Origin of the sequence: Tepidimonas sp., from assembly GCF_036825565.1 — a bacterium.
Lineage (GTDB): Bacteria > Pseudomonadota > Gammaproteobacteria > Burkholderiales > Burkholderiaceae_C > Tepidimonas.
The window spans coordinates 1-26,442 of the sequence record NZ_DAISXZ010000028.1; the positions used below are offsets into that span (position 1 = coordinate 1).

A 26,442-nucleotide genomic window follows, 5' to 3' on the forward strand; every position below is an offset into this window, starting at 1 on the left:
CCTTTACGGCGGGGGCTGGGTGGGCGTATGCGTCGGTGCTGGTGTTTTCGGCGGTGGGCGGCCTCATCCCCGGCACCCTGTTCGCCCTGGCGGTGCGCCTGGCCCCGGGGCCGCAGACGGTTTCGACGACGGTGGGCTGGGTTCAGCAGTTGTCGTCGTTGGGGCAGTTCGTCGGGCCCCCGTTGGTCGCCTGGCTGGCGGCCCGGGTGGGGGGCTGGCATTGGACGTGGTTGATCAACGTCACCTGCTGTGCCGTGGGGATGGCATTGGCCGCGGCTCTGCAGACCCGGCTGGGCCGCTTGTCCGACCCCGGCGTTCGGCGCACGGGGGGGTGTTGAATGGCACGCCTGCCCCGCCTGTCGGTGACGGATTTGCCCCACCTGGTCCTGTGGCAGGGGCATAACCGGCAGGCCGTGTTTGCAGACGACGACGACCGTCAGGCCTTCGTGGCACTGCTGGGTGACGGCGCGACCCGCGAGGGCGTCGAGGTCCACGGGTATGCGTTGCTCGACGCGGGCCTGTGGTTGCTGGTCACGCCGCGCCGTGAGGGGGCGCTGTCGCGCCTGATGCAGGGGCTGGGGCGCAGCTATGTGCGTCGCTTCAACGCGCGGCATGGCCGTACCGGCACGCTGTGGGAGGGGCGCTACCGCGCCACCGTGCTGGCGCCGGATCGGGTGCTGCCGGCCCTGGTGCTGTTGGACCACGAGCCGGTGCGCGTGGGCCTGGCCCCGTCGCCGGAGGCCTGGCCCTGGTCCACCCACCGCCACTATGCGGGCATCGCGCCGCTGCGTGGCGTGCAGCCGCCCGCGCCCTGGTGGGGCCTGGGGGACACGCCCTTTGCCCGCGAGGCCGCCTACCGCCAGCGCGTGCACGAGGGTTTGCCGCCCGCGCAGGCGCAGGGTTTGCGCGAGGCCGCGATCAAAGGCTGGCCGGTGGGCGATGCCGCCTTTTTGGCCGCGCTGGCGGCGCAGACCGGGCGGCGCACACAACCGGCGCGGCCCGGCCGACCGCGCAAGCGGATTTGATCTGTCCCCAATAAATCCAAAAAATTGTTTCCGATTTATAAATACTACTCTGACCCCAAATAATGTGCTTGCCCGGTTTGCTGCAATGCACTATGCTGCGGTTCTTCTTTGTCAACCCGACCAAGGAGTCAGGCGTGACCGCTACCCCCAACACCCTCGCCGCGCAGCACGGTCTGTACGACGCTGCCCTGGAACACGACGCCTGTGGCGTCGGCTTCGTCGCCCACATCAAGGGGCAAAAAAGTCACGCCATCGTGACCCAGGCGCTCAAGATTCTGGAAAACCTCGACCACCGCGGCGCAGTGGGCGCCGATGCGCTGATGGGCGACGGGGCGGGCATCCTGCTGCAAATTCCGGATCCGCTCTACCGTGAAGAGATGGCCAAGCAGGGTGTGACCCTGCCGCCGCCCGGCGAGTACGGTGTGGGCATGATCTTTTTGCCCAAGGAGCACGCCAGCCGCCTGGCTTGCGAGCAAGAGATGGAGCGCGCCATCAAGGCCGAGGGGCAGGTGCTGCTGGGCTGGCGCGACGTGCCCGTGAACAAGGACATGCCCATGTCCCCCACGGTGCGCAAGACCGAGCCCATCATCCGCCAGGTCTTCATCGGCCGTGGCAGCGACGTCATCGTGCAGGACGCGCTGGAGCGCAAGCTGTACGTGATCCGCAAGACCGCCAGCGCCGCCATCCAGCGCCTGCAGCTGACGCACAGCAAGGAATACTACGTGCCCAGCATGAGCAGCCGCACCGTGGTGTACAAGGGCCTGCTGCTGGCCAACCAGGTGGGCGAGTACTACCTGGATCTGCAGGATCCGCGCTGCGTCTCGGCGCTGGGGCTGGTGCATCAGCGCTTTTCGACCAACACCTTCCCCGAGTGGCCGCTGGCGCACCCGTACCGCTATGTGGCCCACAACGGCGAGATCAACACCGTCAAGGGTAACTACAACTGGATGCGCGCGCGCGAGGGCGTGATGGCCTCGCCCGTGCTGGGCGCGGATCTCAAGAAGCTCTACCCGATCAGCTTTGCCGGCCAGTCCGACACCGCCACCTTCGACAACTGCCTGGAGCTGCTGACCATGGCCGGCTATCCGCTGGCGCAGGCGGTCATGATGATGATTCCCGAGCCGTGGGAGCAGCACACGCTGATGGATGAGCGCCGCCGTGCGTTCTACGAGTACCACGCGGCGATGCTGGAGCCGTGGGACGGCCCGGCGTCCATCGTCTTTACCGACGGGCGGCAGATTGGTGCGACGCTGGACCGCAACGGTCTGCGGCCGTCGCGCTACTGCGTCACGGACGACGACTTCGTCATCATGGCGTCCGAGTCCGGCGTGCTGCCCGTGTCCGAGAGCAAGATCGTGCGCAAGTGGCGCCTACAGCCGGGCAAGATGTTCTTGATCGACCTGGAGCAGGGCCGGCTGATCGACGACGAGGAGGTCAAGGCGACGCTGGCCAACGCCAAGCCGTACAAGCAGTGGATCGAAAACCTGCGCATCCACCTGGACGATGTGCAGCGCCCCGTCGCCGGAGACGACGAGGCCAGCGTGCGCACCGTGGTCGACGAATCGGCCCACGCCGCGATGGAGCAGGTGGACGCCCAGTTGCTCGACCTGCAGCAGGCCTTTGGCTACACGCAGGAGGACATCAAGTTCCTGATGGCACCGATGGCGCAAAACGGCGAGGAGGGCGTCGGCTCGATGGGCAACGACAGCCCGCTGCCCGTGCTGTCCGACCGGCCCAAGCCGCTCTACAACTACTTCAAGCAGCTGTTCGCGCAGGTCACCAACCCGCCGATCGACCCGATCCGCGAAGCGATCGTGATGTCGCTGGTGTCGTTCGTCGGCCCGCGCCCCAACCTGCTGGACATCAACCAAGTCAATCCGCCGATGCGGCTGGAGGTCAGCCAGCCCGTGCTCAGCCACGCCGACATGGCCAAGCTGCGCGACATCGAGCGGCGCACCGGCGGCAAGTTCAAGAGCAGCACGCTGGACATCACTTACCCCGTCGGCTGGGGCAAGGAAGGGGTCGAGGCCAAGCTCGCCTCGCTGTGCGCCGAGGCGGTGGATGCCATCCGCAGCGGCAGCAATATCCTGATCGTGAGTGACCGCGGCGTCAACCGCGAGCGCGTGGCGGTGCCGGCGCTGCTGGCGCTGTCCGCCATCCACCAGCATCTGGTGCGCGAAGGGCTGCGCACCGCGACCGGCCTGGTGGTGGAAACCGGCAGCGCGCGCGAGGTGCACCACTTCGCGGTGCTGGCCGGCTATGGCGCCGAGGCCGTCCACCCCTATCTGGCGCTGGATACGCTCAAGGCCATCCACCAGGACCTGCCCGGCGATCTATCGGCCGACAAGGCGATCGCCAACTACATCAAGGCGGTTGGCAAGGGCCTGTCCAAGATCATGTCCAAGATGGGCGTGTCCACCTACATGAGCTACTGCGGCGCGCAGCTGTTCGAGGCGGTGGGCATCAACAGCGCGACGATCGAAAAATACTTCACCGGCACCGCCAGCCGCGTCGAGGGCATCGGCGTGTTCGAAATCGCCGAGGAGGCCATCCGACTGCACCGGCGCGCCTTTGGTGGCGACCCGCTGCTGACCGACATGCTGGACGTGGGTGGTGAGTATGCCTGGCGCGCGCGTGGCGAGGAGCACATGTGGACGCCCGACGCCATCGCCAAGCTGCAGCACGCCACGCGCGCCGGCAACTACGCGACCTACAAGGAATACGCGCAGATCATCAACGACCAGTCGCGCCGCCACATGACGCTGCGCGGGTTGTTCGAGTTCAAGGTCGATCCGGCCAAGGCGATCCCGATCGATGAGGTCGAGCCCGCCAGCGAGATCGTCAAGCGCTTTGCCACCGGCGCGATGTCGCTCGGCTCCATCAGCACCGAGGCGCACGCCACGCTGGCCGTCGCCATGAACCGCATCGGCGGCAAGAGCAACACCGGCGAGGGCGGCGAGGATCCGGCGCGCTACCGCAACGAACTCAAGGGCATCCCCATCCGCCAAGGCGAGACCCTGGCGTCGGTGATCGGTGCGGACAAAGTCGAGGCCGACATTCCGCTGCAGGCGGGCGACAGCCTGCGCTCGCGGATCAAGCAGGTGGCCTCCGGGCGCTTCGGCGTGACGGCGGAGTACCTGGTCAGCGCCGACCAGATTCAGATCAAGATGGCGCAGGGCGCCAAGCCCGGCGAAGGCGGTCAGTTGCCCGGCACCAAGGTGTCGGAGTACATCGGCTTTCTGCGCTACTCGGTGCCGGGCGTGGGCCTGATCAGCCCGCCGCCGCACCACGACATCTATTCGATCGAGGATCTGGCGCAGCTCATCCACGACCTGAAGAACGTCAACCCGCGCGCGGACATCTCGGTCAAGCTGGTGTCCGAAGTGGGCGTGGGCACGATCGCGGCCGGCGTGGCCAAGGCCAAGGCCGACCACGTCGTCATCGCCGGGCACGACGGCGGCACGGGCGCGTCGCCCTGGTCGTCGATCAAGCACGCCGGCAGCCCGTGGGAGATCGGCCTGGCCGAGACCCAGCAGACGCTGGTGCTCAACCGCCTGCGCGGCCGTATCCGCGTGCAGGTGGACGGCCAGATCAAGACCGGCCGCGACGTGGTGATCGGCGCCTTGCTGGGCGCCGACGAATTCGGCTTTGCCACGGCGCCGCTGGTGGTGGAAGGCTGCATCATGATGCGCAAGTGCCACCTCAACACCTGCCCGGTGGGCGTGGCCACGCAGGATCCGGTGCTGCGGCGCAAGTTCGCCGGCAAGCCCGAGCATGTGGTTAACTACTTCTTCTTCGTCGCCGAGGAGGTGCGCGCCATCATGGCGCAACTGGGCATCCGCCGCTTCGACGACCTGATCGGCCGCACCGAGCTGCTCGATATGAAGAAGGGCATCGACCACTGGAAGGCCAAGGGGCTGGACTACAGCCGCCTGCTGTATCAGCCGCCCACTTCGGCCGAGGTGGCCCACCGCCATGTCGAGACCCAGGACCACGGGCTGGACAAAGCGCTGGACGTCAAGCTGATCGAGAAGTCCCGCCCGGCCATCGAGCGCGGCGAGAAGGTGCACTTCATCGAGAGCGTGCGTAACGTCAACCGCACGGTCGGCGCGATGCTGTCGGGCGAGGTGACGCGCCACCATCCCGAGGGGCTGCCCGACGACACCATCCGCATTCAGATGGAGGGCACGGGTGGCCAGTCGTTCGGCGCCTTCCTGTGCAAGGGCATCACGCTGTACTTGATCGGCGACGCCAACGACTACACCGGCAAGGGTCTGTCGGGCGGCCGCATCGTTGTGCGGCCGAGCATCGACTTCCGTGGCGATGCGGGGCAGAACATTATCGTCGGCAACACGGTGCTCTACGGCGCCACACGCGGCGAGGCGTTTTTCCGCGGCGTGGCGGGCGAGCGCTTCGCGGTGCGCCTGTCGGGTGCCACCGCCGTGGTGGAGGGCACCGGCGACCACGGCTGCGAATACATGACCGGCGGCACCGTGGTGGTGCTGGGCAAGACGGGGCGCAACTTCGCCGCCGGCATGAGCGGCGGCGTCGCCTACGTCTACGACGAGGACGGGATGTTTGCCAAGCGTTGCAACACGGCGATGGTGGCGCTCGACCGCGTGGTCACCAGCGCCGAACAGGAGGCGACCGTGGACCGCGCCGTCTGGCACCGCGGCCAGACCGACGAGGCGCAGCTGCGCCAGCTGCTGGAGGACCACCACCGCTGGACCGGCTCGACCAAGGCGCGCGCGCTGCTGGACGACTGGGCGACCGCGCGCACGCGCTTCGTCAAGGTCTTCCCGCACGAGTACAAGCGCGCGCTGGCCGAGAACGCCGCCAAAGGCACCGCCGCCCCGGCCGAGCCCGCTGCGGCCAAGCCGCTCAAGGCCCGCAAGACCGCCGCGGCCTGAACGCCGCCGACTACCGCATCACGAGGCAATCGATCATGGGAAAGATCACCGGCTTCATGGAATTCGAGCGCGTCGAGGAGGGCTACCAGCCCCCCGCCGAGCGGCTCAAGCATTACCGCGAGTTCGTCATCGGCCTGGATGACTCGCAGGCCAAGGTGCAGGGCGCGCGCTGCATGGACTGCGGCACGCCGTTTTGCAACAACGGCTGCCCCATCAACAACATCATTCCGGACTTCAACGATCTGGTCTTCCGCGGCGACTGGAAGAACGCCATCGCCGTGCTGCACAGCACCAACAACTTCCCGGAGTTCACCGGGCGCATCTGCCCGGCGCCGTGCGAGGCGGCATGCACGCTCAACATCAACGACGACCCGGTGGGCATCAAGTCCATCGAGCACGCCATCATCGACCGTGCCTGGGCCGAGGGTTGGGTCGTGCCCCAGCCGCCCAAGGCCAAGACGGGCAAGAAGGTGGCGGTCGTGGGCTCCGGCCCGGCCGGTCTGGCGGCGGCGCAGCAACTGGCGCGCGCCGGCCACGATGTGACGGTGTTCGAGAAGAACGACCGCATCGGCGGCCTGCTGCGCTACGGCATCCCCGACTTCAAGATGGAGAAGTGGCTGATCGACCGCCGCATCGAGCAGATGCAGGCCGAGGGGGTGACCTTCCGCACCCGCGTGCTGGTCGGCGCCCTGCCCGACGGCAGCAAGGTCACCAACGACGCGCGCGACGTGGTCAGCCCCGAGCAACTGCGCGCCGAGTTCGACGCCGTGCTGCTGTGCGGCGGCGCCGAGCAGCCGCGCGACCTCCCGGTCCCAGGGCGCGAGCTGGAGGGCATCCACTTCGCCATGGAGTTCCTGCCGCAGCAAAACAAGGTCAACGCTGGCGACAAGCTCAAGAAGCAGATCTCAGCCGCCGGCAAGCACGTCATCGTCATCGGCGGCGGTGACACCGGCAGCGACTGCGTCGGCACCAGCAACCGCCACGGTGCGGCCAGCGTGACGCAGTTCGAGGTGATGCCGCAACCGCCCGTGCAGGAGAACAAGCCGCTGACCTGGCCGTACTGGCCGCTGAAGCTGCGCACCAGCTCCAGCCACGAGGAGGGCTGCCAGCGCGAGTTCGCCATCGCCACCAAGGAGTTCGTCGGCAAGAACGGCAAGGTCACGGCCGTGCGCACCGTCCACGTCGAGATGAAGGAAGGCAAGCTGGTCGAGATTGCCGGCACCGAAAAGGAATACAAGGCGGACCTGGTGCTGCTGGCGATGGGCTTCGTGTCGCCGATCGCATCGGTGCTGGACGCCTTTGGTGTCGAGAAGGATGCGCGTGGCAACGCCAAAGCCAGCACCGAGCTGGTCGGCGGCTACGCCACCAACGTGCCGCAGGTGTTCGCCGCCGGCGACATGCGCCGCGGGCAGTCGCTGGTGGTGTGGGCGATCCGCGAGGGCCGACAGGCCGCGCGCGCGGTGGACGAGTTTCTGATGGGGCACTCCGTCCTGCCCCGCTGACCGGTGGTGCCCGGCACGCTTCCGGGTAATCCCGTATGATTCGGCAGCCGGCTTGTCCGGCTGTTATCATTTTTTCTTTATGAATGCCTCCGCTCTGGTCGAACTGCGCGACGTCGTCTTTGGCTACGACGACGAGCGGCTCGTGCTCGACCGCGTCAGCCTGCACGTGCCGCGCGGCAAGGTGACGGTGCTGATCGCCACCTCCGGCGGCGGCAAAACGACGCTGCTGCGCCTGATCGGTGGGCAATTGCGCGCGCGCAGCGGGCAGGTGCTGTTCGACGGGCAGGACGTCGGCGCGCTGGATCGCGACGGGCTGTACGCGGTGCGCCGGCGCATGGGGCTGCTGTTCCAGTTCGGCGCGCTGTTCACCGACCTGTCGGTGTTCGACAACGTGGCCTTTCCGCTGCGCGAGCACACGCGCCTGCCGGAGCCGCTGATCCGCGACATCGTGCTGATGAAGCTGCATGCGGTGGGCCTGCGCGGCGCGCGCGACCTGATGCCGGGCGAGCTCTCCGGCGGCATGGCGCGGCGCGTGGCGCTGGCGCGCGCGATCGCGCTCGACCCGGAGCTGATCATGTTCGACGAGCCGTTTTCGGGGCTGGATCCGATCTCGCTCGGCACGGCTGCGCGGCTGATTCGCCAGCTCAACGATACGCTGGGCCTGACCAGCATCATGGTGTCGCACGAGCTGGAGTCCACCTTTGCGGTGGCCGACCACATCGTCGTGCTGGCCAACGGCCGTGTCGCGATGCAGGGCACGCCTGACGAGGTGCGCCGCAGCGACGACCCGTTGATCCGGCAGTACGTGACGGCTTCGCCCGACGGGCCGGTGCGCTTCCATTACCCTGCGACGCCGGTGGAGGACGAATACGGGCCGGCTGCCGCGGCCGGGGGAGGGCGGTGATGCGCTTTTGGCATCCAGCCGACGTGGGCTTGGCGGTGCGCGCCAAGCTGGCCGACCTGGGGCTGGGCGCGCGGCTGTTCGTGCGGCTGCTGCTCGGCACCTGGGCGAGCTTTCGGCGCTTCGGGCTGATCCGCGACCAGATCCACTTCCTCGGCAACTATTCGCTGTCGATCATCGCCGTCTCGGGGCTTTTCGTCGGCTTCGTGTTCGGGCTGCAGGGCTACTACACGCTGCAGCGCTACGGCTCCTCCGAGGCGCTGGGCCTGTTGGTGACGCTGAGCCTGGTGCGCGAGCTGGGGCCGGTGGTGACGGCGCTGCTGTTTGCGGGCCGCGCCGGCACGTCGCTGACCGCCGAGATCGGGTTGATGAAGGCCGGCGAGCAGCTCAGCGCCATGGAGATGATGGCGGTGGACCCGATCGACAGGGTGCTGGCGCCGCGCTTTTGGGGCGGCGTGATCGTGATGCCGCTGTTGGCCGCGGTGTTCAGCGCGATGGGCATCATCGGCGGCTGGATCGTCGGCGTGCTGATGATCGGCGTGGACGGCGGCGCGTTCTGGAGCCAGATTCAGGGTGGCGTGGACGTCTGGTCCGACGTCGGCAACGGCATCGTCAAGAGTGTGGTGTTCGGCATCGCGGTGACCTTCATCGCGCTGCTGCAGGGCTTCGAGTCGCACCCGACGCCGGAGGGCGTCTCGCGCGCCACCACGCGCACCGTGGTGATGGCGTCGCTGACGGTGCTGGGGCTGGACTTCATCCTGACGGCGCTGATGTTCACGATCTGATCAGGGGAAGGATTCGACGGATGCAACGTTCCAAGATCGACGTCTGGGTGGGCCTGTTCGTGCTGATCGGCGCGGCGGCCATCCTGTTTCTGGCGCTGCAGGCGGCCAACCTGCTCAACCTGAGCTTGGCGCCGACCTACCGCGTCACCGCCGTGTTCGACAACGTCGGCTCGCTCAAGCCCAAGGCGGCGGTGCGCAGCGCGGGCGTGCTGGTCGGGCGCGTGGAGTCCATCGCCTTCGACGACAAGACCTTCCAGGCGCGTGTGGTGCTGGCGCTGGAGTCGCGTTATGCCTTCCCCAAAGACAGCTCGTTCAAGATCCTGACCAGCGGGTTGCTGGGCGAGCAGTACATCGGCATCGAGCCGGGCGGCGCGGACGCGAATCTGGCCGCGGGCGATGTGGTGGCGCTGACCCAGTCCGCCGTGGTGCTGGAGAATCTGATCGGCCAGCTCCTGTTCAACAAGGCCGCCGAGGCGGGGGGCGGCAAATGAGTCGCTGGCGCTTGCATAGCCGGGTCGCGCGTCTGGTCGGCCTGGGGGGGGTGCTCGGGGCCCTGGCCGGTTGCGCCACCGGGCCCGACGCGCATCCGCGCGACCCCCTGGAGCCGTTCAACCGCGGCGTCTATCGGTTCAACGAGGCGGTGGACCGCGCGGTGCTCAAGCCCGTCGCCGAAGGCTATGTGGCGGCCGTGCCGTCACCGGTGCGCACTGGGGTGGGCAACTTTTTTGGCAATCTGCGCGACCTGTGGTCGGCCGTGAATGCGGCCTTGCAGGCGCGCCCGCAGCCGGCGGTGGAAAACGCCATGCGCTTTGGCGTCAATACCTGCTTCGGCTTGCTCGGGCTGCTGGACGTGGCCAGCGAAATGGGCATCCCCCGCACGACGCTGGACTTTGGCCACACCCTGGGCCGCTGGGGCGTTCCGTCGGGTCCATATCTGGTGCTGCCGCTGTTGGGGCCGTCCAGCGTGCGCGAGGCCGTGGCGTGGCCCATCGACCGCCGGGCGGACCCCGTGTCGCAGGGCATCGACGATGTGGCGACCCGCAACTCGGCCCAGACGTTGCGGCTGGTGGACACGCGCGCCACCCTGCTGCGCGCGGGCGATCTGCTGGAACAGGCGGCGCTGGACAAATACGGTTTTACGCGCGACGCCTATCTTGCGCGGCGCCAAAGCCAGGTCGATGCGGCCCGCGGCGACGATGACTGACGTGTGACGACCGTAACCATGGGTAACCGACCGGAACCCGCGACCGTCCCCCCGCCCCCAATGGATATGAGCAAGCCAACCCTTACCCTTTCTGCCCGCCCGGTGGGTGCGATGACCGGCCGCCGCCAGTGGCTGGCCCTGATGGCCGTGGCCGCTGCGACCGCGTTGCCCGCGTGGCCGTCCCGGGCTCAGACCACGGAGGCCCCCGATACGCTGATCCAGCGTGTGGCCAACGATGTGTTCGAGACCGTCAAGCGCGATCCGGCGATCCGCAACGGCGACATGGCCCGCATCGTCGAGCTGGTGGACACCAAGCTGATGCCGCATGTCAATTTCGAGCGCATGACGTCGTCCGCAGTGGGCCGCTTCTGGCGCCAGGCCACGCCCGAGCAGCGCCAGCGTCTGCAAGCCGAGTTCAAGACCCTGCTGGTGCGCACCTATGCCGGCGCGCTGACGCAGATTCGCGACCAAACGCTGGTGATTCGCCCGCTGCGTGCGGCGGCTGGCGCGACCGAGGTGGTCGTGCGCTCCGAAATCCGCGGCAAGGGCGACCCGATCCAGCTGGACTACCGGCTGGAGCAAACCCCAACGGGCTGGAAGGTCTACGACCTGAATGTGCTGGGCGTGTGGCTGGTGGAGACCTACCGCACCCAGTTCGCGCAGGAGATCGGCGCCAAGGGCATCGATGGGCTGATCGATGTGCTGGCCGAACGCAACCGGGCCAACGCCCAGCGGGGCTGAGCCACCATGGGGGACCCGCTTGCCGTGACCTTGCCGGCGCTGCCCGCCACCCTGACGCATGCGCAATCGGCGGCCTATCTGGCCCAGTGCCGCGCGGCGCTGGCCGCAGCGGGCCGCGGCGCGACGGTGCAGTTGGATGCCTCGGCCTTGCACGAGTTCGACTCCTCCGCGTTGGCGGTGCTGCTCGCGGTGCGGCGCGAGGTGCTGGCACGCGGGGCGCAGTGGCGACTGAACGGCCTGAACGAGCGGGCGCGGGTGCTGGCCGGCCTGTACGGCGTGGCCGAACTGCTGTCCGCGTAAAATCATCGGTTTATGTCCGCCGCCGTCTCATTCCAGCAGGTCAACAAGCGTTTCGACACCTCGCGCGGGCCGCTGCAGGCGCTGCAGGATGTGACGTTCGACATCCAGCCGGGCGAATTCTTCGGTCTGCTCGGCCCAAACGGCGCGGGCAAGACCACCCTGATCAGCATCCTGGCGGGCCTGAGCCGGCCGACCCGCGGGCACGTCACCGTGTTTGGCGCCGACGTGCACGCCCAGCCCATGGAGGCTCGGCGGCGACTCGGCATCGTGCCGCAGGAACTGGTGTTCGACCCCTTCTTCACGGTGCGCGAGGCCCTGCGCTTTCAGTCCGGCTACTTTGGCATCCAGGGCAACGGCGCGTGGATCGACGAACTGCTGGCCGGACTGGGACTGGCGGACAAGGCCGACACCAACATGCGCCAGCTCTCCGGTGGTATGAAGCGCCGCGTCATGGTGGCGCAGGCGCTGGTGCACCGGCCCCAGGTCATCGTGCTGGACGAGCCGACCGCCGGCGTGGACGTGGAGCTGCGGCAGACCCTGTGGGCTTTCATCTCGCGCCTCAACCGCGACGGCTGCACCGTGCTGCTGACCACCCACTATCTGGAGGAGGCCGAGGCCCTGTGCGGCCGCATCGCGATGCTGCGGGCCGGCCGCGTGATCGCGCTGGAGCGCACCGCCGAGCTGTTGCGCCGCGCCTCGTCCAACGTGCTGCATTTCAAGACCGATCAGGCCCTGCCGGACGCGCTGGCCGCGCGCGCCCGTGTGACGGGTCGCATCAAGCAGATCAAGGTGCACGACGCCTACGAGGTCGAGCAGACGTTGGCGGCGCTGCGCCAGGCCGGCATCGTCATGGAAGACATCGAGGTCCACAAAGCGGATCTGGAGGATGTTTTCCTGGAACTGATGGCCGGGCAGCCGGACGGGGAGGCGCGCGCGTGACTGGTTGGCGGACCCTGTTTCTGAAAGAGGTGCTGCGGTTCTGGAAGGTGGCTTTCCAGACCGTGGCTGCGCCGATCGTCACGGCGATTTTGTATCTGTTGATCTTCGGCCATGTGCTCGAGGAGCATGTGCAGGTCTACGACGGCGTGGGCTACACCGCCTTTTTGCTGCCGGGGCTGGCGATGATGAGCCTGCTGCAAAACGCGTTTGCCAACAGCTCGTCCAGCCTGATCCAGAGCAAGATCATGGGTAACCTGGTCTTCGTTTTGCTCACCCCGCTGTCGCACCGCGCCTGGTTTGCGGCTTACGTCGGATCGTCCGTGGTGCGTGGGCTGGCGGTGGGCGCCGGGGTGCTGCTGGTGACGGCCTGGGCGGCGGACCTGCGTTTTGCGCATCCGCTGTGGATCGTGGCATTTGCCGTGCTGGGCGCCGGGCTGCTGGGTTCACTGGGGGTCATTGCGGGGTTGTGGGCCGAGAAATTCGACCAAATGGCCGCCTTCCAGAACTTCATCATCATGCCGATGACGTTTCTCTCCGGCGTGTTTTATTCCATCCATTCGCTGCCCCCCTTCTGGCAGACCGTCAGCCACCTCAATCCGTTTTTTTACATGATCGATGGGGCGCGCTACGGCTTCTTCGGGGTCAGCGACGTCTCGCCCTGGCTGAGTCTGACGGTGGTGGCGGGGGTTTTCCTGGGCGTGGCCGCCCTGACCTTGCACCTGCTGCGCATCGGGTACAAGATCCGCCATTGACCCTTGGCCATCGATTGCGCGCGGCGCGCAGAGCGCACCGTGCCGACCTGCCGCTTTGTCCTTCATGATGACTGCCGACCAACTCCGCTCCCTCATCGCTGCCGGCCTACCCTGCGACCACCTGGAGGTGTCCGGCGACGGCCGCCACTGGGCGGCGGTGATCGTCTCACCCGCGTTCGAGGGGCGGCGTGCCGTGCAGCGCCACCAACTGGTCTACGCCACGCTGGGCCAGCGCATCCACACCGATGAGGTGCATGCGCTGTCCATGAAGACCTACACCCCGGCCGAGTGGCGTGCCGCCAGTCGGGCCTGAGGGGGCGATGATGGACCGACTCCTGATCCGTGGCGGGCAGCGCCTGCATGGCGAAGTACCCGTCTCCGGTGCCAAGAACGCGGCGCTGCCCGAGCTGTGCGCGGCGCTGCTGACCGACCAGCCAGTGATCCTGCGCAACGTCCCCCGCTTGCGTGACGTGTCCACCATGCGCACGCTGCTGGAGCGCATGGGCGTGCAGGTGCAAACGCATGGCGAGCGCGGTGGCATGACGCTGCACGCCGCGGCGGCGCTGGATCCGGTCGCGCCGTACGAGCTGGTCAAGACCATGCGCGCCTCGGTGCTGGTGCTGGGGCCTCTGGTCGCCCGCTGCGGTCAGGCGCGGGTGTCGCTGCCAGGTGGGTGTGCCATCGGCTCGCGGCCGGTGGACCAACACATCAAGGGCCTGCAGGCCATGGGGGCGGAAATCGCGGTCGAGCACGGCTACATCGAGGCCCGCTTGCCCGCCGGCCGCTCGCGCCTGCGCGGCGCGCGCGTTACCACCGACATGGTTACCGTGACCGGCACCGAAAACCTGATGATGGCGGCTACCCTGGCCGAGGGCGAGACGGTGCTGGAAAACGCCGCCCAGGAGCCGGAGGTGGTCGATCTGGCCGAGATGCTGATCCGCATGGGCGCGCGCATCGAGGGGCACGGGACCAGCCGCATCCGCATCGAGGGCGTGCCGGCCTTGGGTGGCACCGAGCACACCGTGGTGTCCGACCGCATCGAGGCCGGCACCTTTTTGTGCGCGGTGGCCGCCACCGGCGGCGAGGCATGGCTGCGCGGCGGGCGGGGGGATCACCTTGATGCCGTCATCGACAAGCTGTGCGAGGCGGGCGCCACCGTGGAGGTCGATGCCACCGGCATCCGCGTGCGCTCGCCGGGCGGCGCGGCCCTGCGCGCGCAGAGCTTTCGCACCACCGAATACCCGGGCTTCCCCACCGACATGCAGGCGCAGTTCATGGCGCTCAACTGCGTGGCGCAGGGGCCCAGCGCCGTCACCGAGACGATTTTCGAGAACCGCTTCATGCATGTGCAGGAGCTGGCCCGGCTGGGCGCGCGCATCCACATCGACGGGCGCACCGCCGTCGTCGAGGGTGGCCAGCGCCTGACCGGCGCCGCCGTCATGGCGACCGATCTGCGTGCGTCGGCCAGTCTGGTGATCGCCGGCCTGGTGGCAGATGGCGAGACGATCGTCGATCGCATCTACCACCTGGACCGCGGCTACGACCGCATGGAGCGCAAGCTGCGGGCCCTGGGGGCCGACATCGAAAGGATCGCATGAGCGCCGAAACCGTTACCCTGGCCCTGTCCAAGGGCCGCATCTTCGAGGAGACGCTGCCCCTGCTGCGCACCGCCGGCATCGAGGTGCTGGAAGACCCCGAGACCTCGCGCAAGCTGATCCTGCCCACCAACCGGCCCGAGGTGCGCGTGGTGCTCGTGCGCGCCAGCGACGTGCCGACCTACGTCGAGCACGGTGGCGCCGACCTGGGCGTGTGCGGCAAGGACACCCTGATCGAGCACGAGGCCGCTTGGGGTGACGCGGCCCAGGTGGGGCTGTACCGACCGCTGGATTTGGGCATCGCCCGTTGCCGCATGAGCGTGGCCGTCCCGGCGGACTTCGACTACGTGCGCGCCGTGCGCCAGGGCGCGCGCCTGCGTGTCGCGACCAAATACGTCGCCATCGCGCGCGAGTTTTTTGCCAGCAAGGGCGTGCATGTGGATCTGATCAAGCTCTATGGCAGCATGGAGCTGGCGCCGCTGACCGGGCTGGCCGACGCCATCGTGGATCTGGTGTCCACCGGCAACACGCTCAAGGCCAACCGGCTGGTGGAGGTCGAGCGCATCATGGACATTTCCTCGCAGCTCGTGGTGCGGCCGACCTCGCTCAAACTCAAGCGTGCGCGGATACGCCCCATTTTGGATGCCTTCGCGCGGGCGGTGGCGACGCCCGGCGCCTGAGCCGCTGCCCCCACCGGCGCCGTCCGCAGGTCGTGCGGGCGGCCCCGCTTGCCCCGCTGTGCTGCGACAATCATGCCCATGACTGCTGCCGATACCCCCCGAGCCCGGCCCCTGCGGCTGGATACCGCCGATGACGACTTCGAGGCGCGTTTTGCGGCCCGTCTGCATTGGTCGGCGGACACCGATGCGGCGATCGAATCCCGCGTGGCGGCCATTCTGGCCGATGTGCGGGCCCGGGGCGATGCGGCGGTGCTGGAGTACACCCGCCGGTTCGACACGGTGGAGGCCGAGCGCGTGGCCGACCTGGAATTGGGCGCCGACGACTTGCGCGCCGCCTTCGAGGCCATTCCCGCCGACCAGCGTGATGCGCTGCAACAGGCCGCCGCGCGCGTGCGCCGCTACCACGAGGCGCAGCTCGAAGCCTGTGGCCGCTCGTGGCAGGTTCACGATGCCGACGGCACGCTGCTGGGCCAAAAAGTCACGCCGTTGGACCGTGTCGGCATCTATGTGCCAGGCGGCAAGGCCGCCTACCCGTCCAGCGTGTTGATGAACGCCATCCCCGCCCACGTCGCTGGCGTGCCGGAGATCGTGATGGTCGTGCCGACCCCGCGCGGCGAGCGCAATCCGCTGGTGCTGGCCGCTGCGCACGTCGCGGGGGTGAGTCGCGCGTTTGCGATCGGCGGGGCGCAGGCCGTGGCGGCGCTGGCCTACGGCACGGAGACCATCCCCCAGGTGGACAAGATCACCGGTCCGGGCAATGCCTACGTCGCCAGCGCCAAGAAGCATGTGTTCGGCACCGTCGGCATCGACATGATCGCCGGGCCGAGCGAAATCCTGGTGCTCGCCGACGGCACCACACCGCCCGACTGGGTGGCGATGGACCTGTTCAGTCAGGCCGAGCACGACGAGTTGGCGCAGTCCATTCTGCTGTGCCCGGACGCAGCCTATCTGGATGCGGTGCAGGCCGCCATTGATCGACTGCTGCCCACGATGCCGCGCGCGGACATCATCGTGCGCAGCCTCGAGGGCCGAGGCGCGCTGATCCGCACCCGCAGCATGGAGGAGGCCTGCGCGCTGAGCAACCGCATCGCGCCCGAGCACCTGGAGATCGCCAGCCGCGAGCCGCACCGCTGGGAGCCGCTGCTGCGCCACGCGGGGGCCATCTTCCTGGGTGCTTACACCAGCGAGAGCCTGGGCGACTACTGCGCCGGCCCCAACCATGTGCTGCCCACCAGCGGTACGGCGCGCTTTTCCAGCCCGTTGGGGGTGTACGACTTTCAAAAGCGCTCCAGTCTGATCGAGGTCAGCGCCGAGGGGGCGCAGACGCTGGGCCGCATCGCGTCGGTGCTGGCGCACGGCGAGGGCCTGACCGCCCACGCGCGCGCCGCCGAGCTGCGCCTGCGCGGGGAGGGCGCGGCATGAACCCGTTGCTGGAGGCCGCGCTGCAGCGCATCCGCCAGGACGTGCAGGGCATGCACGCCTACGCCATTCAGGACGCGACCGGCCTGATCAAGCTGGATGCGATGGAAAACCCCTACCCGCTGCCCGAGGCCCTGCAACACGCGCTCGGTCAACGGCTGGGGGCGGTGGCCGTCAACCGCTACCCGGGCCCGCGCATCGAGGATCTCAAACGCGCGTTGGCGGCGCATGTCGGGCTGCCCTCGGGCGCCGCGCTCATGCTGGGCAACGGCTCGGACGAACTGATCGGCCTGCTGGCGATGGCCTGTGACCGGCCGGGCGCCGCCATCCTGGCGCCGGTGCCGGGCTTCGTCATGTACGCCATGAGCGCGCAGTTGCAGGGGCTGGCCTTCCACGGCGTGCCGCTCACCCCCGACTTTGCGCTCGACGAGGCGGCGATGCTCGAGGCCATCGCGCGGGAGCGTCCGGCCATCACCTACTTGGCCTACCCCAACAACCCGACCGCCAACTGCTGGGATCCAATCGTGATCCGGCGCCTGATCGCCGCCGTCGGCGCGGTGGGGGGGCTGGTCGTCATGGACGAAGCCTATCAGCCCTTTGCCAGCCACACCTGGCTCGACGAATGGCGCACCGACCCGGCGGCCCACGGGCATGTGCTGGTCATGCGCACGCTCTCCAAGTTTGGCCTGGCCGGGGTGCGCTTGGGCTACCTGATCGGGGCGGCGCCGCTCGTGGCCCAGATCGACAAGGTGCGCCCGCCGTACAACGTCAGCGCCCTCAATGCCGAGTGCGCGTTGTTCGCGCTGGAGCATGCGGACGTGTTTGCCGAGCAGGCCGCGGCGATCCGTGCCGAGCGGCAGCGGCTGATGCACGCCCTGGCCGCGTTGCCCGGCGTGCAGCCCTATCCAAGCGAGGCGAACATGATCCTCGTGCGCGTGCCCGACGCCGCCAAGGCATTCGCCGGTCTGCGCGCGCGTGGCGTCCTCGTGAAGAATGTTTCTACAATAAACCCGATGCTTGCCAACTGCTTGCGGCTGACCGTGGGCACTCCCGCCGAGAACGAGGCGCTGCTCGCGGCGCTGCCGCCATCGCTATGACTACCCTGCCTGCTCCCAGCGCCGCCGCCCGCACCGCGGACGTCCAGCGCGTGACGGCCGAGACCCAGATCCGCGTGCGCGTGGACCTCGACGGCACCGGCCGCGCTCGGCTGGACACCGGCATCGGCTTTTTCGACCACATGTTGGACCAGATCGCCCGCCATGGGCTGATCGATCTGGAGATCGAGTGCCGCGGGGATCTGCACATCGACGGCCACCACACGGTGGAGGACGTCGGCATCACCCTCGGGCAGGCGGTGGCGCGCGCGGTCGGTGACAAGCGCGGCATCCGCCGTTACGGTCATGCCTACGTGCCGCTGGACGAGGCGCTGTCGCGCGTCGTGGTGGATTTTTCCGGTCGTCCGGGCCTGCACATGGACGTGCGGTTTACGGCCGGTATGATCGGCCAGCTCGACACCCAGCTCGTCTATGAGTTTTTTCAGGGCTTCGTGAACCACGCCGGCGTGACGCTGCACATCGACAACCTCAAAGGCCACAACGCACACCACCAGTGCGAGACCATCTTCAAGGCCTTTGCGCGCGCCCTGCGGGCCGCGCTGGAGCGCGACCCCCGGCTGGGGGACGCCGTCCCCTCGACCAAGGGCAGCCTGTGAGGCCGGTGCACGCCAAGTCTCCCCCCACCAAGATGAACATTCCGGTCAGGCGCGAGACGGTCGCGGTCGTCGACTACGGCATGGGGAATCTGCGCTCGGTGGCGCAGGCGGTCATCCACGCGGCGCTGGCCACCGACCATGTCGAGGTGGTCGTCACCGCCAGTCCGCAGGTGGTGCGCGATGCGCACCGCGTCGTGCTGCCGGGGCAGGGTGCCATGCCCGACTGCATGGCCGAGCTCGAGCGCAGCGGCCTTCGCGAGGCGGTCCTGCACGCCGCGGCCACCAAGCCGCTGTTCGGGGTGTGTGTCGGCATGCAGATGCTGCTCGAGCACTCCGAGGAAGGCGACACCGCCGGCCTGGGTCTGATCGCGGGTCGGGTGGTTCGGTTTCGTCTGGGGGGGCAGAGCCAGCCGGATGGCAGCCGCTTCAAGGTGCCACAGATGGGCTGGAACCGGGTCTGGTATGGTTTCGAGCACGGCGCTGCCGAGCGGCCCGCCCCCCATCCGCTGTGGGCCGGCATCCCGGACGGCAGCTACTATTATTTCGTGCACAGCTACCACGCCCATCCGGCCGACCCGGCCTGCGCGGCCGGCATGACCGAGTACGGCGTGCGCTTTGCCAGCGCCATCGCGCGTGACAACCTGTTCGCCACCCAGTTCCACCCCGAAAAAAGCTCGGCCCAGGGGTTGGCGCTGTATCGCAACTTCCTGCACTGGAACCCCTGAGGCCCCGCCCCCGACGAGCCATGCTGCTGATTCCTGCCATCGACCTGAAAGACGGCCAGTGCGTGCGCCTCAAGCAAGGCGACATGGACCAGTCCACCGTATTCAGTGACGACCCCGCCGCCATGGCCCGCCACTGGGTCGAGCAGGGCGCGCGCCGCCTGCACCTGGTGGACCTCAACGGCGCATTCGCCGGCAAGCCGCGCAACGAAGCCGCCATCCGCAGCATCCTGCGCGAGGTGGGCCACGAAGTCGATGTGCAACTCGGCGGCGGCATCCGCGACCTCGACACCATCGAGCGCTACCTGGACGCCGGCCTGCGCTACGTCATCATCGGCACCGCGGCGGTCAAGAACCCCGGCTTCCTGCAGGACGCCTGCACGGCGTTCGGCGGCCACATCATCGTCGGGCTGGATGCCAAGGACGGCAAGGTGGCCACCGACGGCTGGAGCAAGCTGACCGGCCACGAGGTGGTGGACCTGGCCCGCAAGTTCGAGGACTATGGCGTCGAGTCCGTCATCTATACCGACATCGGCCGCGACGGTATGCTCACCGGCATCAACATCGAGGCCACGGTGCGGCTGGCCCAGGCGCTGTCCATCCCGGTCATCGCCTCCGGCGGGCTGTCCAACCTGGACGATGTCCGTCGGCTGTGCGAGGTCGAGTCCGAGGGTGTGGAGGGCGTGATCTGCGGCCGCGCCATCTACAGCGGCGACCTGGACTACGCCGCGGCGGTCCGCCTCGTCGACGGCGTGGGCGCCTGACGATGCTGGCCAAGCGCATCATCCCCTGCCTGGACGTCACCGGCGGGCGCGTCGTCAAGGGCGTCAACTTCGTCGAGCTGCGCGATGCCGGAGACCCGGTGGAAATCGCCGCGCGCTACAACGAGCAGGGCGCCGACGAGCTGACGTTTCTGGACATCACCGCCACCAGCGACGGGCGCGACCTGATCCTGCCCATCATCGAGGCGGTGGCGAGCCAGGTGTTCATTCCGCTGACGGTGGGCGGCGGCGTGCGCACCGTGGAGGACGTGCGCCGGCTGCTCAATGCCGGGGCGGACAAGGTCAGCTTCAACTCCGCTGCCATCGCCAATCCCCAGGTCATCCGCGATGCGTCGGGCAAGTACGGCTCGCAGTGCATTGTCGTGGCCATCGACGCCAAGCGGCGCACGGCCGGCGAGTGCCAACGCCCTGGCCCGGACGGCCAGCCTCTGGGGCCGGGATGGGACGTCTATTCCCACGGGGGGCGCAAAAACGTCGGCTTGGATGCGGTGGCCTGGGCGCGCCAGATGGCGGACTTTGGCGCCGGCGAAATCCTGCTCACCAGCATGGACCGCGATGGCACCAAGGCGGGCTTCGACCTCGAACTCACCCGTGCCGTCAGCGATGCGGTGGATGTGCCCGTGATCGCCTCGGGCGGGGTGGGCAACCTGGATCACCTGGTGGATGGCATCCGGGTCGGCGGTGCCGACGCGGTGCTCGCGGCCAGCATCTTCCACTACGGCGAATACACCATCGCCCAGGCCAAGCAGCGCATGGCCGAGGCGGGCATCCCCGTGCGGAGGTGAGCGGCATGGCCGACTGGCTCGATCGCATCAAATGGGACGCGCAGGGCCTGGTGCCCGTGATCGCCCAGGAGCGCGGGACTGGCGACGTGCTGATGTTCGCCTGGATGAATCGCGAGGCCCTGCAAAAGACCGCCGAACTGGGCCGCGCCGTCTACTACAGCCGCTCGCGCGGCCGCCTGTGGTACAAGGGGGAGGAATCCGGCCATGTGCAGCAGGTGCACGAAATCCGCCTCGACTGCGACGACGACGTGGTGCTGCTGCAGGTGACGCAACTGGGCCACGAGCCGGGCATCGCCTGCCACACCGGGCGCCACAGTTGCTTTTATCAGCGCCTGGACACGCAGCGCGGCGAGTGGCAGGCCGTCGATCCCGTGCTCAAGGATCCGCAATCCATCTACCGCTGACCATGACCGACATCCCGCCGCTCGACACCCTGCTGCGCCTGGCCGCCGTCATCGACAGCCGCAAGCCGGCCGCCGGGGGCGACCCCGAGCGCAGCTACGTCGCGCGCCTGCTGCACAAGGGGCCGGATGCCTTTCTGAAAAAAATCGCCGAGGAGGCGGGCGAGGCCGTGATGGCCGCCAAGGACCTGCAGCACGGTGCCGGCAGCGCGCAGGCGTTCGTGGGCGAGGTGGCCGACCTCTGGTTTCACAGCCTGATCGCGCTGGCGCATTTCGGCCTAGGGCCGGCCGATGTGGTGGCCGAGCTGGCGCGCCGCGAGGGCCTGTCCGGGCTGGAAGAAAAAGCCCTGCGCAAGGCCCGCGCGCGCGAGGCCGAGGCGCAGTCCCCGCTCCCCCAACCCTGAGCCCGACCTGCAGGAGGCGCCCATGTCGACCCCGCCCGTGATCGACGTCACCCCCAAGACACCCGAGCAGCTCGCCAGCCTGCGCCGGCTGACGCTGGCGGTCTACATCCTCTATGCGGCATCGTGGTTCGTCGCCGTGACCGCGCTCGTGGGCATCATCGTCAACTACGTCAAGCGCGAGGATGTCGCCGGCACCCTCTACGAGAGCCATTTCACCTGGCAGATCCGCACCTTCTGGTGGAGCCTGCTGTGGGCCGCGCTCGGCTTTCTCACGCTCGTCCTCGGGGTGGGCGCGGTGATTCTGCTCGCCGCGGCCGTCTGGTCCCTGTACCGGTTGGTCAAAGGTTTTCTGTACTGGAACGACCGCCGGCCCATGCCCGTCTGATCCGCACCCCTTCCGATCCCGACCCGACCGACCATGTCGCACGACCCCAACTGCATTTTTTGCAAGATCGTCGCCGGCCAGATCCCCAGCCGTAAGGTCTACGAAGACGACGAGCTGTACGCTTTCCACGACATTCAGCCCTGGGCGCCGGTGCATTTTTTGATCGTCCCCAAGGCGCACATCCCGTCCATGGCCCAGTTGACCGCCGAGCACGAGCGCCTGATGGGCCGCCTGATGGTGCTCGCCCCGCGTCTGGCGCTGGAGCAGGGCTGCCTGCCCTACCCGGAAGGGGGGTTCCGCATCGTCGCCAACACCGGCGAGCACGGCGGGCAGGAGGTGCACCACCTGCACGTACACGTCATCGGTGGTCCCCGCCCCTGGCGCAAGGGGTGAACCCATGGCCGCGCCCTTTCGGGCACAATCGCGGCATTCCCGCGTCCGGGCGAACCCCCGGCGCTGCGTAGAATCAAACATGGCATCGGGGCCGGCTGCCCCGTCGTTGGAGTAGAACATGGGCAGTTTTTCCATTTGGCACTGGCTGGTCGTCCTGCTGATCGTGGTGCTGGTCTTCGGCACCAAGAAGCTCAAGAACATCGGGTCCGACCTGGGCAGCGCGGTCAAGGGCTTCAAGGACGGCATGCGCGACGGCAGCGCGCCGGAGTCGTCGTCCACCGCCACGGCGCAGGTGGGGCAGGACAAGGCGGCCGAAAAGACCACCATCGACGTCGACGCCAAGACCAAGTCGTGAGCGCGGTCCCCCCGCATGATCGACCTCGGTATCTCCAAGCTCGCCCTCATCGGGGTCGTGGCGCTCGTCGTCATCGGCCCCGAGAAGCTGCCGCGCGTGGCCCGCACCGTGGGCGCGCTGCTGGGCAAGGCGCAGCGCTACGTGGCCGACGTCAAGGCCGAGGTCAACCGCACCATTGAGCTCGAAGAGCTCAAGCGCATGAAAGAGGCGGTCGAAAAGACCGCCCGCGACGTCGAGACGCAGGTCAGCTCGACCGCGGCCGAGTTCGAGCGCGAATGGTCCGAAGTGACGGCCGGGCTCGAAGGCCAATCGTCGTCGAGCGCATCGACGTCCTACGACGATCTGGCGTCCATCGGTGCGCCGGTCTATCCCGAATATCGGCGGCCGAAAAAGAACTTCCGCCTCAAGCGCCAGGCCGTGCCCCAGTGGTACAAGGCCCGCGCCGGCGTGCGCACCCGGGCCCTGTCCGGCGCGGCGCGCGTGGCGCGCTACCGTCCCAAGACTCCCCTGCGCTGACCCATGGCCGATCCCCGAGACTCCGCCGACGAGCTCGCCGGCACCGAGCAGCCGTTCGTCGCGCACCTGATGGAACTGCGCGACCGCATCCTATACGCCCTGGGGGGCGTGGGGGTGTGCATGGTGCTGCTCGCCATCTGGCCCGGCCCGAGCGGCCTCATCGACCTGATCGCCGTGCCGATCCGGGCGCACATGCCGCCGGATGTCAAGCTCATCGCGGTCGGGGTGTTCACCCCGTTTTTCGTGCCGCTCAAGGTTCTGATGATGGCGGGGCTGCTGCTGGCGCTGCCCTGGGTCATCTACCAGATCTGGGCCTTTGTCGCGCCGGGCCTCTACACCCACGAGAAGCGCTTTGCCCTGCCGCTCATCATCATCGGCAGCCTGCTGGCCTATCTGGGCATCGGGTTCGTGCAGTTCTTCGTGCTCGACAAGATGTTTGCCTTCATTCAGGGCTTCACCCCGGACAGCGTCAACGCGACGCCGGACATCGCCTCTTACGTGGAGGCGATTCTGTCGCTCTACCTCGCTTTCGGTCTGGCCTTCCAGGTTCCGGTGGTGGTGATGCTGATGGTTCGCTTCGAGATGGTGTCCATCGAGAAGCTCAAGTCCTTTCGCGGCTACTTCATCGTCGTGGCCTTCATCATCGCGGCGGTCGTCACCCCGCCCGACGTGATTTCGCAACTGGCCTTGGCCATTCCGATGTGCCTGCTGTACGAATTGGGCATCATCGGCGCGCGCTGGTTCGTGCGCGATAAACCCCGCACCGAAGCGGACGAAACCGCGTCCGCGACCGACGGTCCCTCGTCGTCGTGACCGCGTCAACGCGCGGCGGCCGGTGGCCGGCGCGCGGGAACGACGGTCAGCGTGCGCGCACCGTCCCGCCGCTGCACCTCCAACTCGGCGGGTGTGCCGGGTTTGAGCGCCGCCACCGCCGTGAGCAGGCCCGCCACATCCCGGATGGGCGTCTGCTCGACGCGGCTGATGACATCCCCCGGACGGATGCCGGCATTGGCCGCGGGCCCGTCCTGCAGGACGCCCGTCACGATCACCCCGCGGGCCTGCGGAACGCCAAAATGCTCGGCCAGCTCGGGCGTCAGCTCCTGCGGCTCCACGCCGATCCAGCCGCGCGTGACGGCGCCGTCGCGCACGATGGCCTCCATCACCTCGCGCGCGGTCGCCATCGGGATGGCAAAGCCGATGCCCATCGAGCCACCCGAGCGGGAATAGATCGCCGTGTTGATGCCCACCAGGTGCCCCTCGGCGTCCACGAGTGCGCCGCCGGAGTTGCCTGGATTGATCGCCGCATCGGTCTGGATGAAGTTTTCGAAAGTGTTGATGCCAAGCTGACTGCGCCCCAGGGCGCTGACGATGCCCGCGGTTACCGTCTGGCCCACGCCGAACGGATTGCCGATCGCCAGTACCCGGTCGCCCACCTCCAGCGATTCGGATCGCCCCAGCACGATCACCGGAAGATCGGGCAGGGCGATGCGCAGAACCGCCAGATCGGTGTCGGGGTCGGTGCCGATGACCTGGGCCGGTGCCTGCCGGCCGTCACTGAGCTGCACCAGGATCTCGTCCGCCTCTTCGACAACATGGTTGTTGGTCAGGATGTAGCCGGCCGGGCTGACGATCACGCCCGATCCCAGCCCGGCCTGGGGTTGGAACTCCGGGCGGTCACCAAAGAAAAACCGGAACCACGGCTCCTGCGCATGCGGGTGGCGCACCGCCTTGCTCGTGCTGATGCTCACCACCGCGGGGGCGGCCGCCCGCGCCGCGGCGCTCAGGCTGGCCCCGGCGATGGTGGGGCTGCGCGTGTCGGGGCCGACCTCGAAGATCGGCACCACGCGCGACAGCGAGGGCCGCTGGGTCAGCCAGTGCGGTTTGAGCGTCGCCACCACGAACCAGATGGCCAGCATGACGGTGACGGTCTGGGAGAAGATCAGCCAGTGGCGCTTCATGGACACTTTCCGCCGGCGGCCCGCCGGCCAAACCCCTGTTTACATCAGGGTTGATATGGGTCAATGCGTCTGTCGCCGCCCGCGGCTCCAATAGGCGAACGGTTCAAACGACGCAGGAGCGCAGTATGAAAGCGATTGTGGACCTTTTTTCGACCGATTACGGGCTCATGAGCGCCGGGGTGATTGCCTTCGTCGTCTTCATGGCGGTGTGGTTCTACCGCTTCTTCTCGCGCAAGATGGCCGAGTCCGAGCGCGCCGCCGGCAAGTCCTGACGATCGGCGCACGGGCGGTGCGACAATCCGCCCATGCAGGATCTGCCCCCTATTGCTGCGGACGTCGCATCCGGCGGCACCACCCGTGACGCGCTGTTGGCCGCGCTGGACGCGCTGCTGGAGCCGGCGCGTTTTCAGGACTATGGCACCAACGGATTGCAGGTCGAGGGGCGTCGGCCCATCCGGCGCCTGGTCAGCGGCGTCACCGCCAGCCTGGCCTTGATCGAGGCAGCCATCGACGCCGGTGCCGATGCCATTTTGGTGCACCACGGCCTGTTTTGGCGCGGACAGCGCGGTACCGTCACCGGCTGGATGAAAACCCGCCTGCAGCGGCTGCTGGCGCACGACATCAATCTGTATGCGTACCACCTGCCGCTCGATGCGCATGCCGAGCTGGGCAACAACGCCCAGCTTGGGCAGCGCCTGGGCTTCGCGCCGCTGGGCGAGGGGTGGGGGCGGTTTGGCGAGCAGCAGCTCGGCTTCCTGGGCGGGTGCGACGCGCCGGATGTGGCCGCACTGGCCGCCCGCGTCGAGGCAGTGCTGGGCCGGCGCGTCACCTGTGTCCCGGGGGACGGCCGGCCGATTCGTCGGGTGGCCTGGTGCAGTGGTGGGGCGCAGGGCTATTTCGAGGCTGCCATCGCCGCCGGCGCCGACGCATTTTTGACCGGCGAGATCTCCGAACCCCAGGCGCACCTGGCGCGTGAGTGCGGGGTGGCCTTCCTGGCGTGCGGACACCACGCCACCGAGCGCTACGGTGTGCGGGCCGTGGGCGCGCATGTGGCCGCCCAGCTCTGCATCGAGCATCGTTTCATCGACATCGACAACCCCGCCTGATGAACGAGTTCCCCCTGCCCGCCGACGGAGGCGACGCCCCGATCGCCATCACCATGGGGGATGCGGCCGGCATCGGGCCGGAGATCGTGGCCGAGGTGTTTCGGCGCTGGCCCGAGTGGTCGTCCCGCTGCGTGGTGGTGGGGGATGTGGCCGTGATGCGGCGGGCGGCGC

The 26,442-nt window shown here is 68.3% G+C and carries 30 protein-coding genes and 1 pseudogene; 30 read left to right on the top strand and 1 reads right to left on the bottom strand.

What is annotated here, in order from left to right; all coding sequences use genetic code 11:
• From V7026_RS05500 to tatC, 28 genes and pseudogenes are all read left to right on the top strand, one after another.
• Positions 1-338, top strand: a pseudogene (locus V7026_RS05500) (MFS transporter); the annotation flags it as partial.
• Positions 339-1,025 carry a transposase gene (locus tag V7026_RS05505; protein ID WP_334154329.1) on the top strand — a complete coding sequence of 229 codons (687 nt, stop codon included), beginning with the start codon at positions 339-341 and terminating at the stop codon, positions 1,023-1,025.
• A 134-nt stretch (positions 1,026-1,159) separates the two neighbouring features.
• Positions 1,160-5,935: a glutamate synthase-related protein gene (locus V7026_RS05510; protein WP_334154330.1), complete on the top strand. Its 4,776-nt coding sequence runs from the start codon at positions 1,160-1,162 to the stop codon at positions 5,933-5,935.
• A gap of 35 nt (positions 5,936-5,970) precedes the next feature.
• Positions 5,971-7,437, top strand: coding sequence for a glutamate synthase subunit beta (locus V7026_RS05515; protein ID WP_334154331.1), 1,467 nt, complete (start codon positions 5,971-5,973; stop codon positions 7,435-7,437).
• Between the two features lie 79 nt (positions 7,438-7,516).
• Positions 7,517-8,341 (top strand): ABC transporter ATP-binding protein, encoded by an 825-nt coding sequence (locus V7026_RS05520; protein WP_334154333.1) that lies wholly within the window; start codon positions 7,517-7,519, stop codon positions 8,339-8,341.
• On the top strand, positions 8,341-9,123 hold the full coding sequence (gene mlaE / locus V7026_RS05525; RefSeq protein ID WP_334154334.1) for a lipid asymmetry maintenance ABC transporter permease subunit MlaE: 783 nt from the start codon (positions 8,341-8,343) through the stop codon (positions 9,121-9,123). The genes V7026_RS05520 and mlaE overlap by 1 nt, the downstream gene beginning before the upstream one ends.
• 20 nt (positions 9,124-9,143) lie before the next feature.
• Positions 9,144-9,614 carry an outer membrane lipid asymmetry maintenance protein MlaD gene (gene mlaD / locus V7026_RS05530; protein WP_334154335.1) on the top strand — a complete coding sequence of 157 codons (471 nt, stop codon included), beginning with the start codon at positions 9,144-9,146 and terminating at the stop codon, positions 9,612-9,614.
• The gene (locus tag V7026_RS05535; RefSeq protein WP_334154336.1) at positions 9,611-10,327 is read left to right on the top strand and encodes an MlaA family lipoprotein; all 717 of its coding nucleotides are present in this window, start codon (positions 9,611-9,613) and stop codon (positions 10,325-10,327) included. The genes mlaD and V7026_RS05535 overlap by 4 nt, the downstream gene beginning before the upstream one ends.
• Before the next feature lie 111 nt (positions 10,328-10,438).
• A complete protein-coding gene (locus V7026_RS05540; RefSeq protein ID WP_443082317.1) occupies positions 10,439-11,068 on the top strand; it encodes an MlaC/ttg2D family ABC transporter substrate-binding protein in 630 nt (209 codons plus the stop codon).
• A 6-nt stretch (positions 11,069-11,074) separates the two neighbouring features.
• On the top strand, positions 11,075-11,368 hold the full coding sequence (locus tag V7026_RS05545) for an STAS domain-containing protein (protein WP_334154337.1): 294 nt from the start codon (positions 11,075-11,077) through the stop codon (positions 11,366-11,368).
• A gap of 12 nt (positions 11,369-11,380) precedes the next feature.
• The gene (locus V7026_RS05550; RefSeq protein ID WP_334154338.1) at positions 11,381-12,307 is read left to right on the top strand and encodes an ABC transporter ATP-binding protein; all 927 of its coding nucleotides are present in this window, start codon (positions 11,381-11,383) and stop codon (positions 12,305-12,307) included.
• Entirely contained in the window at positions 12,304-13,059 is a 756-nt protein-coding gene (locus V7026_RS05555; RefSeq protein ID WP_334154339.1) for an ABC transporter permease, read from the top strand. The genes V7026_RS05550 and V7026_RS05555 overlap by 4 nt, the downstream gene beginning before the upstream one ends.
• A 67-nt stretch (positions 13,060-13,126) precedes the next feature.
• Positions 13,127-13,372, top strand: coding sequence for a BolA family protein (locus V7026_RS05560; protein ID WP_334154340.1), 246 nt, complete (start codon positions 13,127-13,129; stop codon positions 13,370-13,372).
• Between the two features lie 10 nt (positions 13,373-13,382).
• On the top strand, positions 13,383-14,657 hold the full coding sequence (gene murA, locus V7026_RS05565; protein ID WP_334154341.1) for a UDP-N-acetylglucosamine 1-carboxyvinyltransferase: 1,275 nt from the start codon (positions 13,383-13,385) through the stop codon (positions 14,655-14,657).
• Positions 14,654-15,334, top strand: coding sequence for an ATP phosphoribosyltransferase (gene hisG, locus V7026_RS05570; protein WP_334154342.1), 681 nt, complete (start codon positions 14,654-14,656; stop codon positions 15,332-15,334). Before murA ends, hisG begins: the two co-directional genes overlap by 4 nt.
• Before the next feature lie 78 nt (positions 15,335-15,412).
• Positions 15,413-16,756 (top strand): histidinol dehydrogenase, encoded by a 1,344-nt coding sequence (gene hisD, locus V7026_RS05575; RefSeq protein ID WP_334154343.1) that lies wholly within the window; start codon positions 15,413-15,415, stop codon positions 16,754-16,756.
• Complete coding sequence (hisC, locus tag V7026_RS05580; RefSeq protein ID WP_334154344.1) at positions 16,753-17,850, top strand: histidinol-phosphate transaminase; 1,098 nt, start codon at positions 16,753-16,755, stop codon at positions 17,848-17,850. The genes hisD and hisC overlap by 4 nt, the downstream gene beginning before the upstream one ends.
• Positions 17,847-18,464, top strand: coding sequence for an imidazoleglycerol-phosphate dehydratase HisB (gene hisB, locus V7026_RS05585; RefSeq protein WP_334154346.1), 618 nt, complete (start codon positions 17,847-17,849; stop codon positions 18,462-18,464). Before hisC ends, hisB begins: the two co-directional genes overlap by 4 nt.
• A gap of 32 nt (positions 18,465-18,496) precedes the next feature.
• Positions 18,497-19,189: an imidazole glycerol phosphate synthase subunit HisH gene (hisH, locus tag V7026_RS05590; RefSeq protein WP_334154347.1), complete on the top strand. Its 693-nt coding sequence runs from the start codon at positions 18,497-18,499 to the stop codon at positions 19,187-19,189.
• Positions 19,190-19,209: 20 nt separating this feature from the next.
• Entirely contained in the window at positions 19,210-19,950 is a 741-nt protein-coding gene (hisA, locus tag V7026_RS05595; protein WP_334154348.1) for a 1-(5-phosphoribosyl)-5-[(5-phosphoribosylamino)methylideneamino]imidazole-4-carboxamide isomerase, read from the top strand.
• A 2-nt stretch (positions 19,951-19,952) separates the two neighbouring features.
• Positions 19,953-20,753 (top strand): imidazole glycerol phosphate synthase subunit HisF, encoded by an 801-nt coding sequence (hisF, locus tag V7026_RS05600; RefSeq protein ID WP_334154350.1) that lies wholly within the window; start codon positions 19,953-19,955, stop codon positions 20,751-20,753.
• Positions 20,754-20,758: 5 nt separating this feature from the next.
• A complete protein-coding gene (hisI, locus tag V7026_RS05605; RefSeq protein ID WP_068606193.1) occupies positions 20,759-21,157 on the top strand; it encodes a phosphoribosyl-AMP cyclohydrolase in 399 nt (132 codons plus the stop codon).
• A gap of 2 nt (positions 21,158-21,159) precedes the next feature.
• Positions 21,160-21,558, top strand: coding sequence for a phosphoribosyl-ATP diphosphatase (locus V7026_RS05610; protein ID WP_068606194.1), 399 nt, complete (start codon positions 21,160-21,162; stop codon positions 21,556-21,558).
• 22 nt (positions 21,559-21,580) lie between these two features.
• On the top strand, positions 21,581-21,943 hold the full coding sequence (locus V7026_RS05615) for a DUF4870 family protein (protein ID WP_185974492.1): 363 nt from the start codon (positions 21,581-21,583) through the stop codon (positions 21,941-21,943).
• 33 nt (positions 21,944-21,976) lie between these two features.
• Positions 21,977-22,336, top strand: coding sequence for a histidine triad nucleotide-binding protein (locus V7026_RS05620; RefSeq protein ID WP_334154351.1), 360 nt, complete (start codon positions 21,977-21,979; stop codon positions 22,334-22,336).
• Positions 22,337-22,454: 118 nt separating this feature from the next.
• Positions 22,455-22,691, top strand: a complete 237-nt coding sequence (gene tatA / locus V7026_RS05625; protein ID WP_068606197.1) for a Sec-independent protein translocase subunit TatA — start codon at positions 22,455-22,457, stop codon at positions 22,689-22,691.
• A 15-nt stretch (positions 22,692-22,706) separates the two neighbouring features.
• Positions 22,707-23,207 (top strand): Sec-independent protein translocase protein TatB, encoded by a 501-nt coding sequence (gene tatB / locus V7026_RS05630; protein WP_334154352.1) that lies wholly within the window; start codon positions 22,707-22,709, stop codon positions 23,205-23,207.
• A 3-nt stretch (positions 23,208-23,210) separates the two neighbouring features.
• On the top strand, positions 23,211-24,020 hold the full coding sequence (gene tatC, locus V7026_RS05635) for a twin-arginine translocase subunit TatC (protein WP_334154353.1): 810 nt from the start codon (positions 23,211-23,213) through the stop codon (positions 24,018-24,020).
• Positions 24,021-24,025: 5 nt separating this feature from the next.
• On the opposite strand, the gene V7026_RS05640 is transcribed toward tatC, so the two are convergent.
• Complete coding sequence (locus tag V7026_RS05640; protein WP_334154355.1) at positions 24,026-25,165, bottom strand: S1C family serine protease; 1,140 nt, start codon at positions 25,163-25,165, stop codon at positions 24,026-24,028.
• A gap of 125 nt (positions 25,166-25,290) precedes the next feature.
• Here V7026_RS05640 and V7026_RS05645 point away from each other — a divergent pair, with 125 nt between their 5' ends.
• Together V7026_RS05645 and V7026_RS05650 are read left to right on the top strand one after the other, a co-directional pair.
• Positions 25,291-25,437, top strand: coding sequence for a DUF3149 domain-containing protein (locus tag V7026_RS05645; RefSeq protein ID WP_334154356.1), 147 nt, complete (start codon positions 25,291-25,293; stop codon positions 25,435-25,437).
• A 33-nt stretch (positions 25,438-25,470) separates the two neighbouring features.
• Positions 25,471-26,271, top strand: a complete 801-nt coding sequence (locus V7026_RS05650) for a Nif3-like dinuclear metal center hexameric protein (RefSeq protein WP_334154357.1) — start codon at positions 25,471-25,473, stop codon at positions 26,269-26,271.
• Positions 26,272-26,442 lie beyond the last annotated feature (171 nt).

Excerpts from the sequence above, each read along its gene's own strand:
- V7026_RS05505 (WP_334154329.1), top strand. The coding sequence starts at position 339 with ATGGCACGCCTGCCCCGCCTGTCGGTGACGGATTTGCCCCACCTGGTC.
- V7026_RS05515 (WP_334154331.1), top strand. The coding sequence starts at position 5,971 with ATGGGAAAGATCACCGGCTTCATGGAATTCGAGCGCGTCGAGGAGGGC.
- V7026_RS05520 (WP_334154333.1), top strand. The coding sequence starts at position 7,517 with ATGAATGCCTCCGCTCTGGTCGAACTGCGCGACGTCGTCTTTGGCTAC.
- mlaE (WP_334154334.1), top strand. The coding sequence starts at position 8,341 with ATGCGCTTTTGGCATCCAGCCGACGTGGGCTTGGCGGTGCGCGCCAAG.
- mlaD (WP_334154335.1), top strand. The coding sequence starts at position 9,144 with ATGCAACGTTCCAAGATCGACGTCTGGGTGGGCCTGTTCGTGCTGATC.
- V7026_RS05535 (WP_334154336.1), top strand. The coding sequence starts at position 9,611 with ATGAGTCGCTGGCGCTTGCATAGCCGGGTCGCGCGTCTGGTCGGCCTG.
- V7026_RS05540 (WP_443082317.1), top strand. The coding sequence starts at position 10,439 with ATGACCGGCCGCCGCCAGTGGCTGGCCCTGATGGCCGTGGCCGCTGCG.
- V7026_RS05545 (WP_334154337.1), top strand. The coding sequence starts at position 11,075 with ATGGGGGACCCGCTTGCCGTGACCTTGCCGGCGCTGCCCGCCACCCTG.
- V7026_RS05550 (WP_334154338.1), top strand. The coding sequence starts at position 11,381 with ATGTCCGCCGCCGTCTCATTCCAGCAGGTCAACAAGCGTTTCGACACC.
- V7026_RS05560 (WP_334154340.1), top strand. The coding sequence starts at position 13,127 with ATGACTGCCGACCAACTCCGCTCCCTCATCGCTGCCGGCCTACCCTGC.
- murA (WP_334154341.1), top strand. The coding sequence starts at position 13,383 with ATGGACCGACTCCTGATCCGTGGCGGGCAGCGCCTGCATGGCGAAGTA.
- hisG (WP_334154342.1), top strand. The coding sequence starts at position 14,654 with ATGAGCGCCGAAACCGTTACCCTGGCCCTGTCCAAGGGCCGCATCTTC.
- hisD (WP_334154343.1), top strand. The coding sequence starts at position 15,413 with ATGACTGCTGCCGATACCCCCCGAGCCCGGCCCCTGCGGCTGGATACC.
- hisC (WP_334154344.1), top strand. The coding sequence starts at position 16,753 with ATGAACCCGTTGCTGGAGGCCGCGCTGCAGCGCATCCGCCAGGACGTG.
- hisB (WP_334154346.1), top strand. The coding sequence starts at position 17,847 with ATGACTACCCTGCCTGCTCCCAGCGCCGCCGCCCGCACCGCGGACGTC.
- hisH (WP_334154347.1), top strand. The coding sequence starts at position 18,497 with ATGAACATTCCGGTCAGGCGCGAGACGGTCGCGGTCGTCGACTACGGC.
- hisA (WP_334154348.1), top strand. The coding sequence starts at position 19,210 with ATGCTGCTGATTCCTGCCATCGACCTGAAAGACGGCCAGTGCGTGCGC.
- hisF (WP_334154350.1), top strand. The coding sequence starts at position 19,953 with ATGCTGGCCAAGCGCATCATCCCCTGCCTGGACGTCACCGGCGGGCGC.
- hisI (WP_068606193.1), top strand. The coding sequence starts at position 20,759 with ATGGCCGACTGGCTCGATCGCATCAAATGGGACGCGCAGGGCCTGGTG.
- V7026_RS05610 (WP_068606194.1), top strand. The coding sequence starts at position 21,160 with ATGACCGACATCCCGCCGCTCGACACCCTGCTGCGCCTGGCCGCCGTC.
- V7026_RS05615 (WP_185974492.1), top strand. The coding sequence starts at position 21,581 with ATGTCGACCCCGCCCGTGATCGACGTCACCCCCAAGACACCCGAGCAG.
- V7026_RS05620 (WP_334154351.1), top strand. The coding sequence starts at position 21,977 with ATGTCGCACGACCCCAACTGCATTTTTTGCAAGATCGTCGCCGGCCAG.
- tatA (WP_068606197.1), top strand. The coding sequence starts at position 22,455 with ATGGGCAGTTTTTCCATTTGGCACTGGCTGGTCGTCCTGCTGATCGTG.
- tatB (WP_334154352.1), top strand. The coding sequence starts at position 22,707 with ATGATCGACCTCGGTATCTCCAAGCTCGCCCTCATCGGGGTCGTGGCG.
- tatC (WP_334154353.1), top strand. The coding sequence starts at position 23,211 with ATGGCCGATCCCCGAGACTCCGCCGACGAGCTCGCCGGCACCGAGCAG.
- V7026_RS05640 (WP_334154355.1), bottom strand. The coding sequence starts at position 25,165 with ATGAAGCGCCACTGGCTGATCTTCTCCCAGACCGTCACCGTCATGCTG.
- V7026_RS05645 (WP_334154356.1), top strand. The coding sequence starts at position 25,291 with ATGAAAGCGATTGTGGACCTTTTTTCGACCGATTACGGGCTCATGAGC.
- V7026_RS05650 (WP_334154357.1), top strand. The coding sequence starts at position 25,471 with ATGCAGGATCTGCCCCCTATTGCTGCGGACGTCGCATCCGGCGGCACC.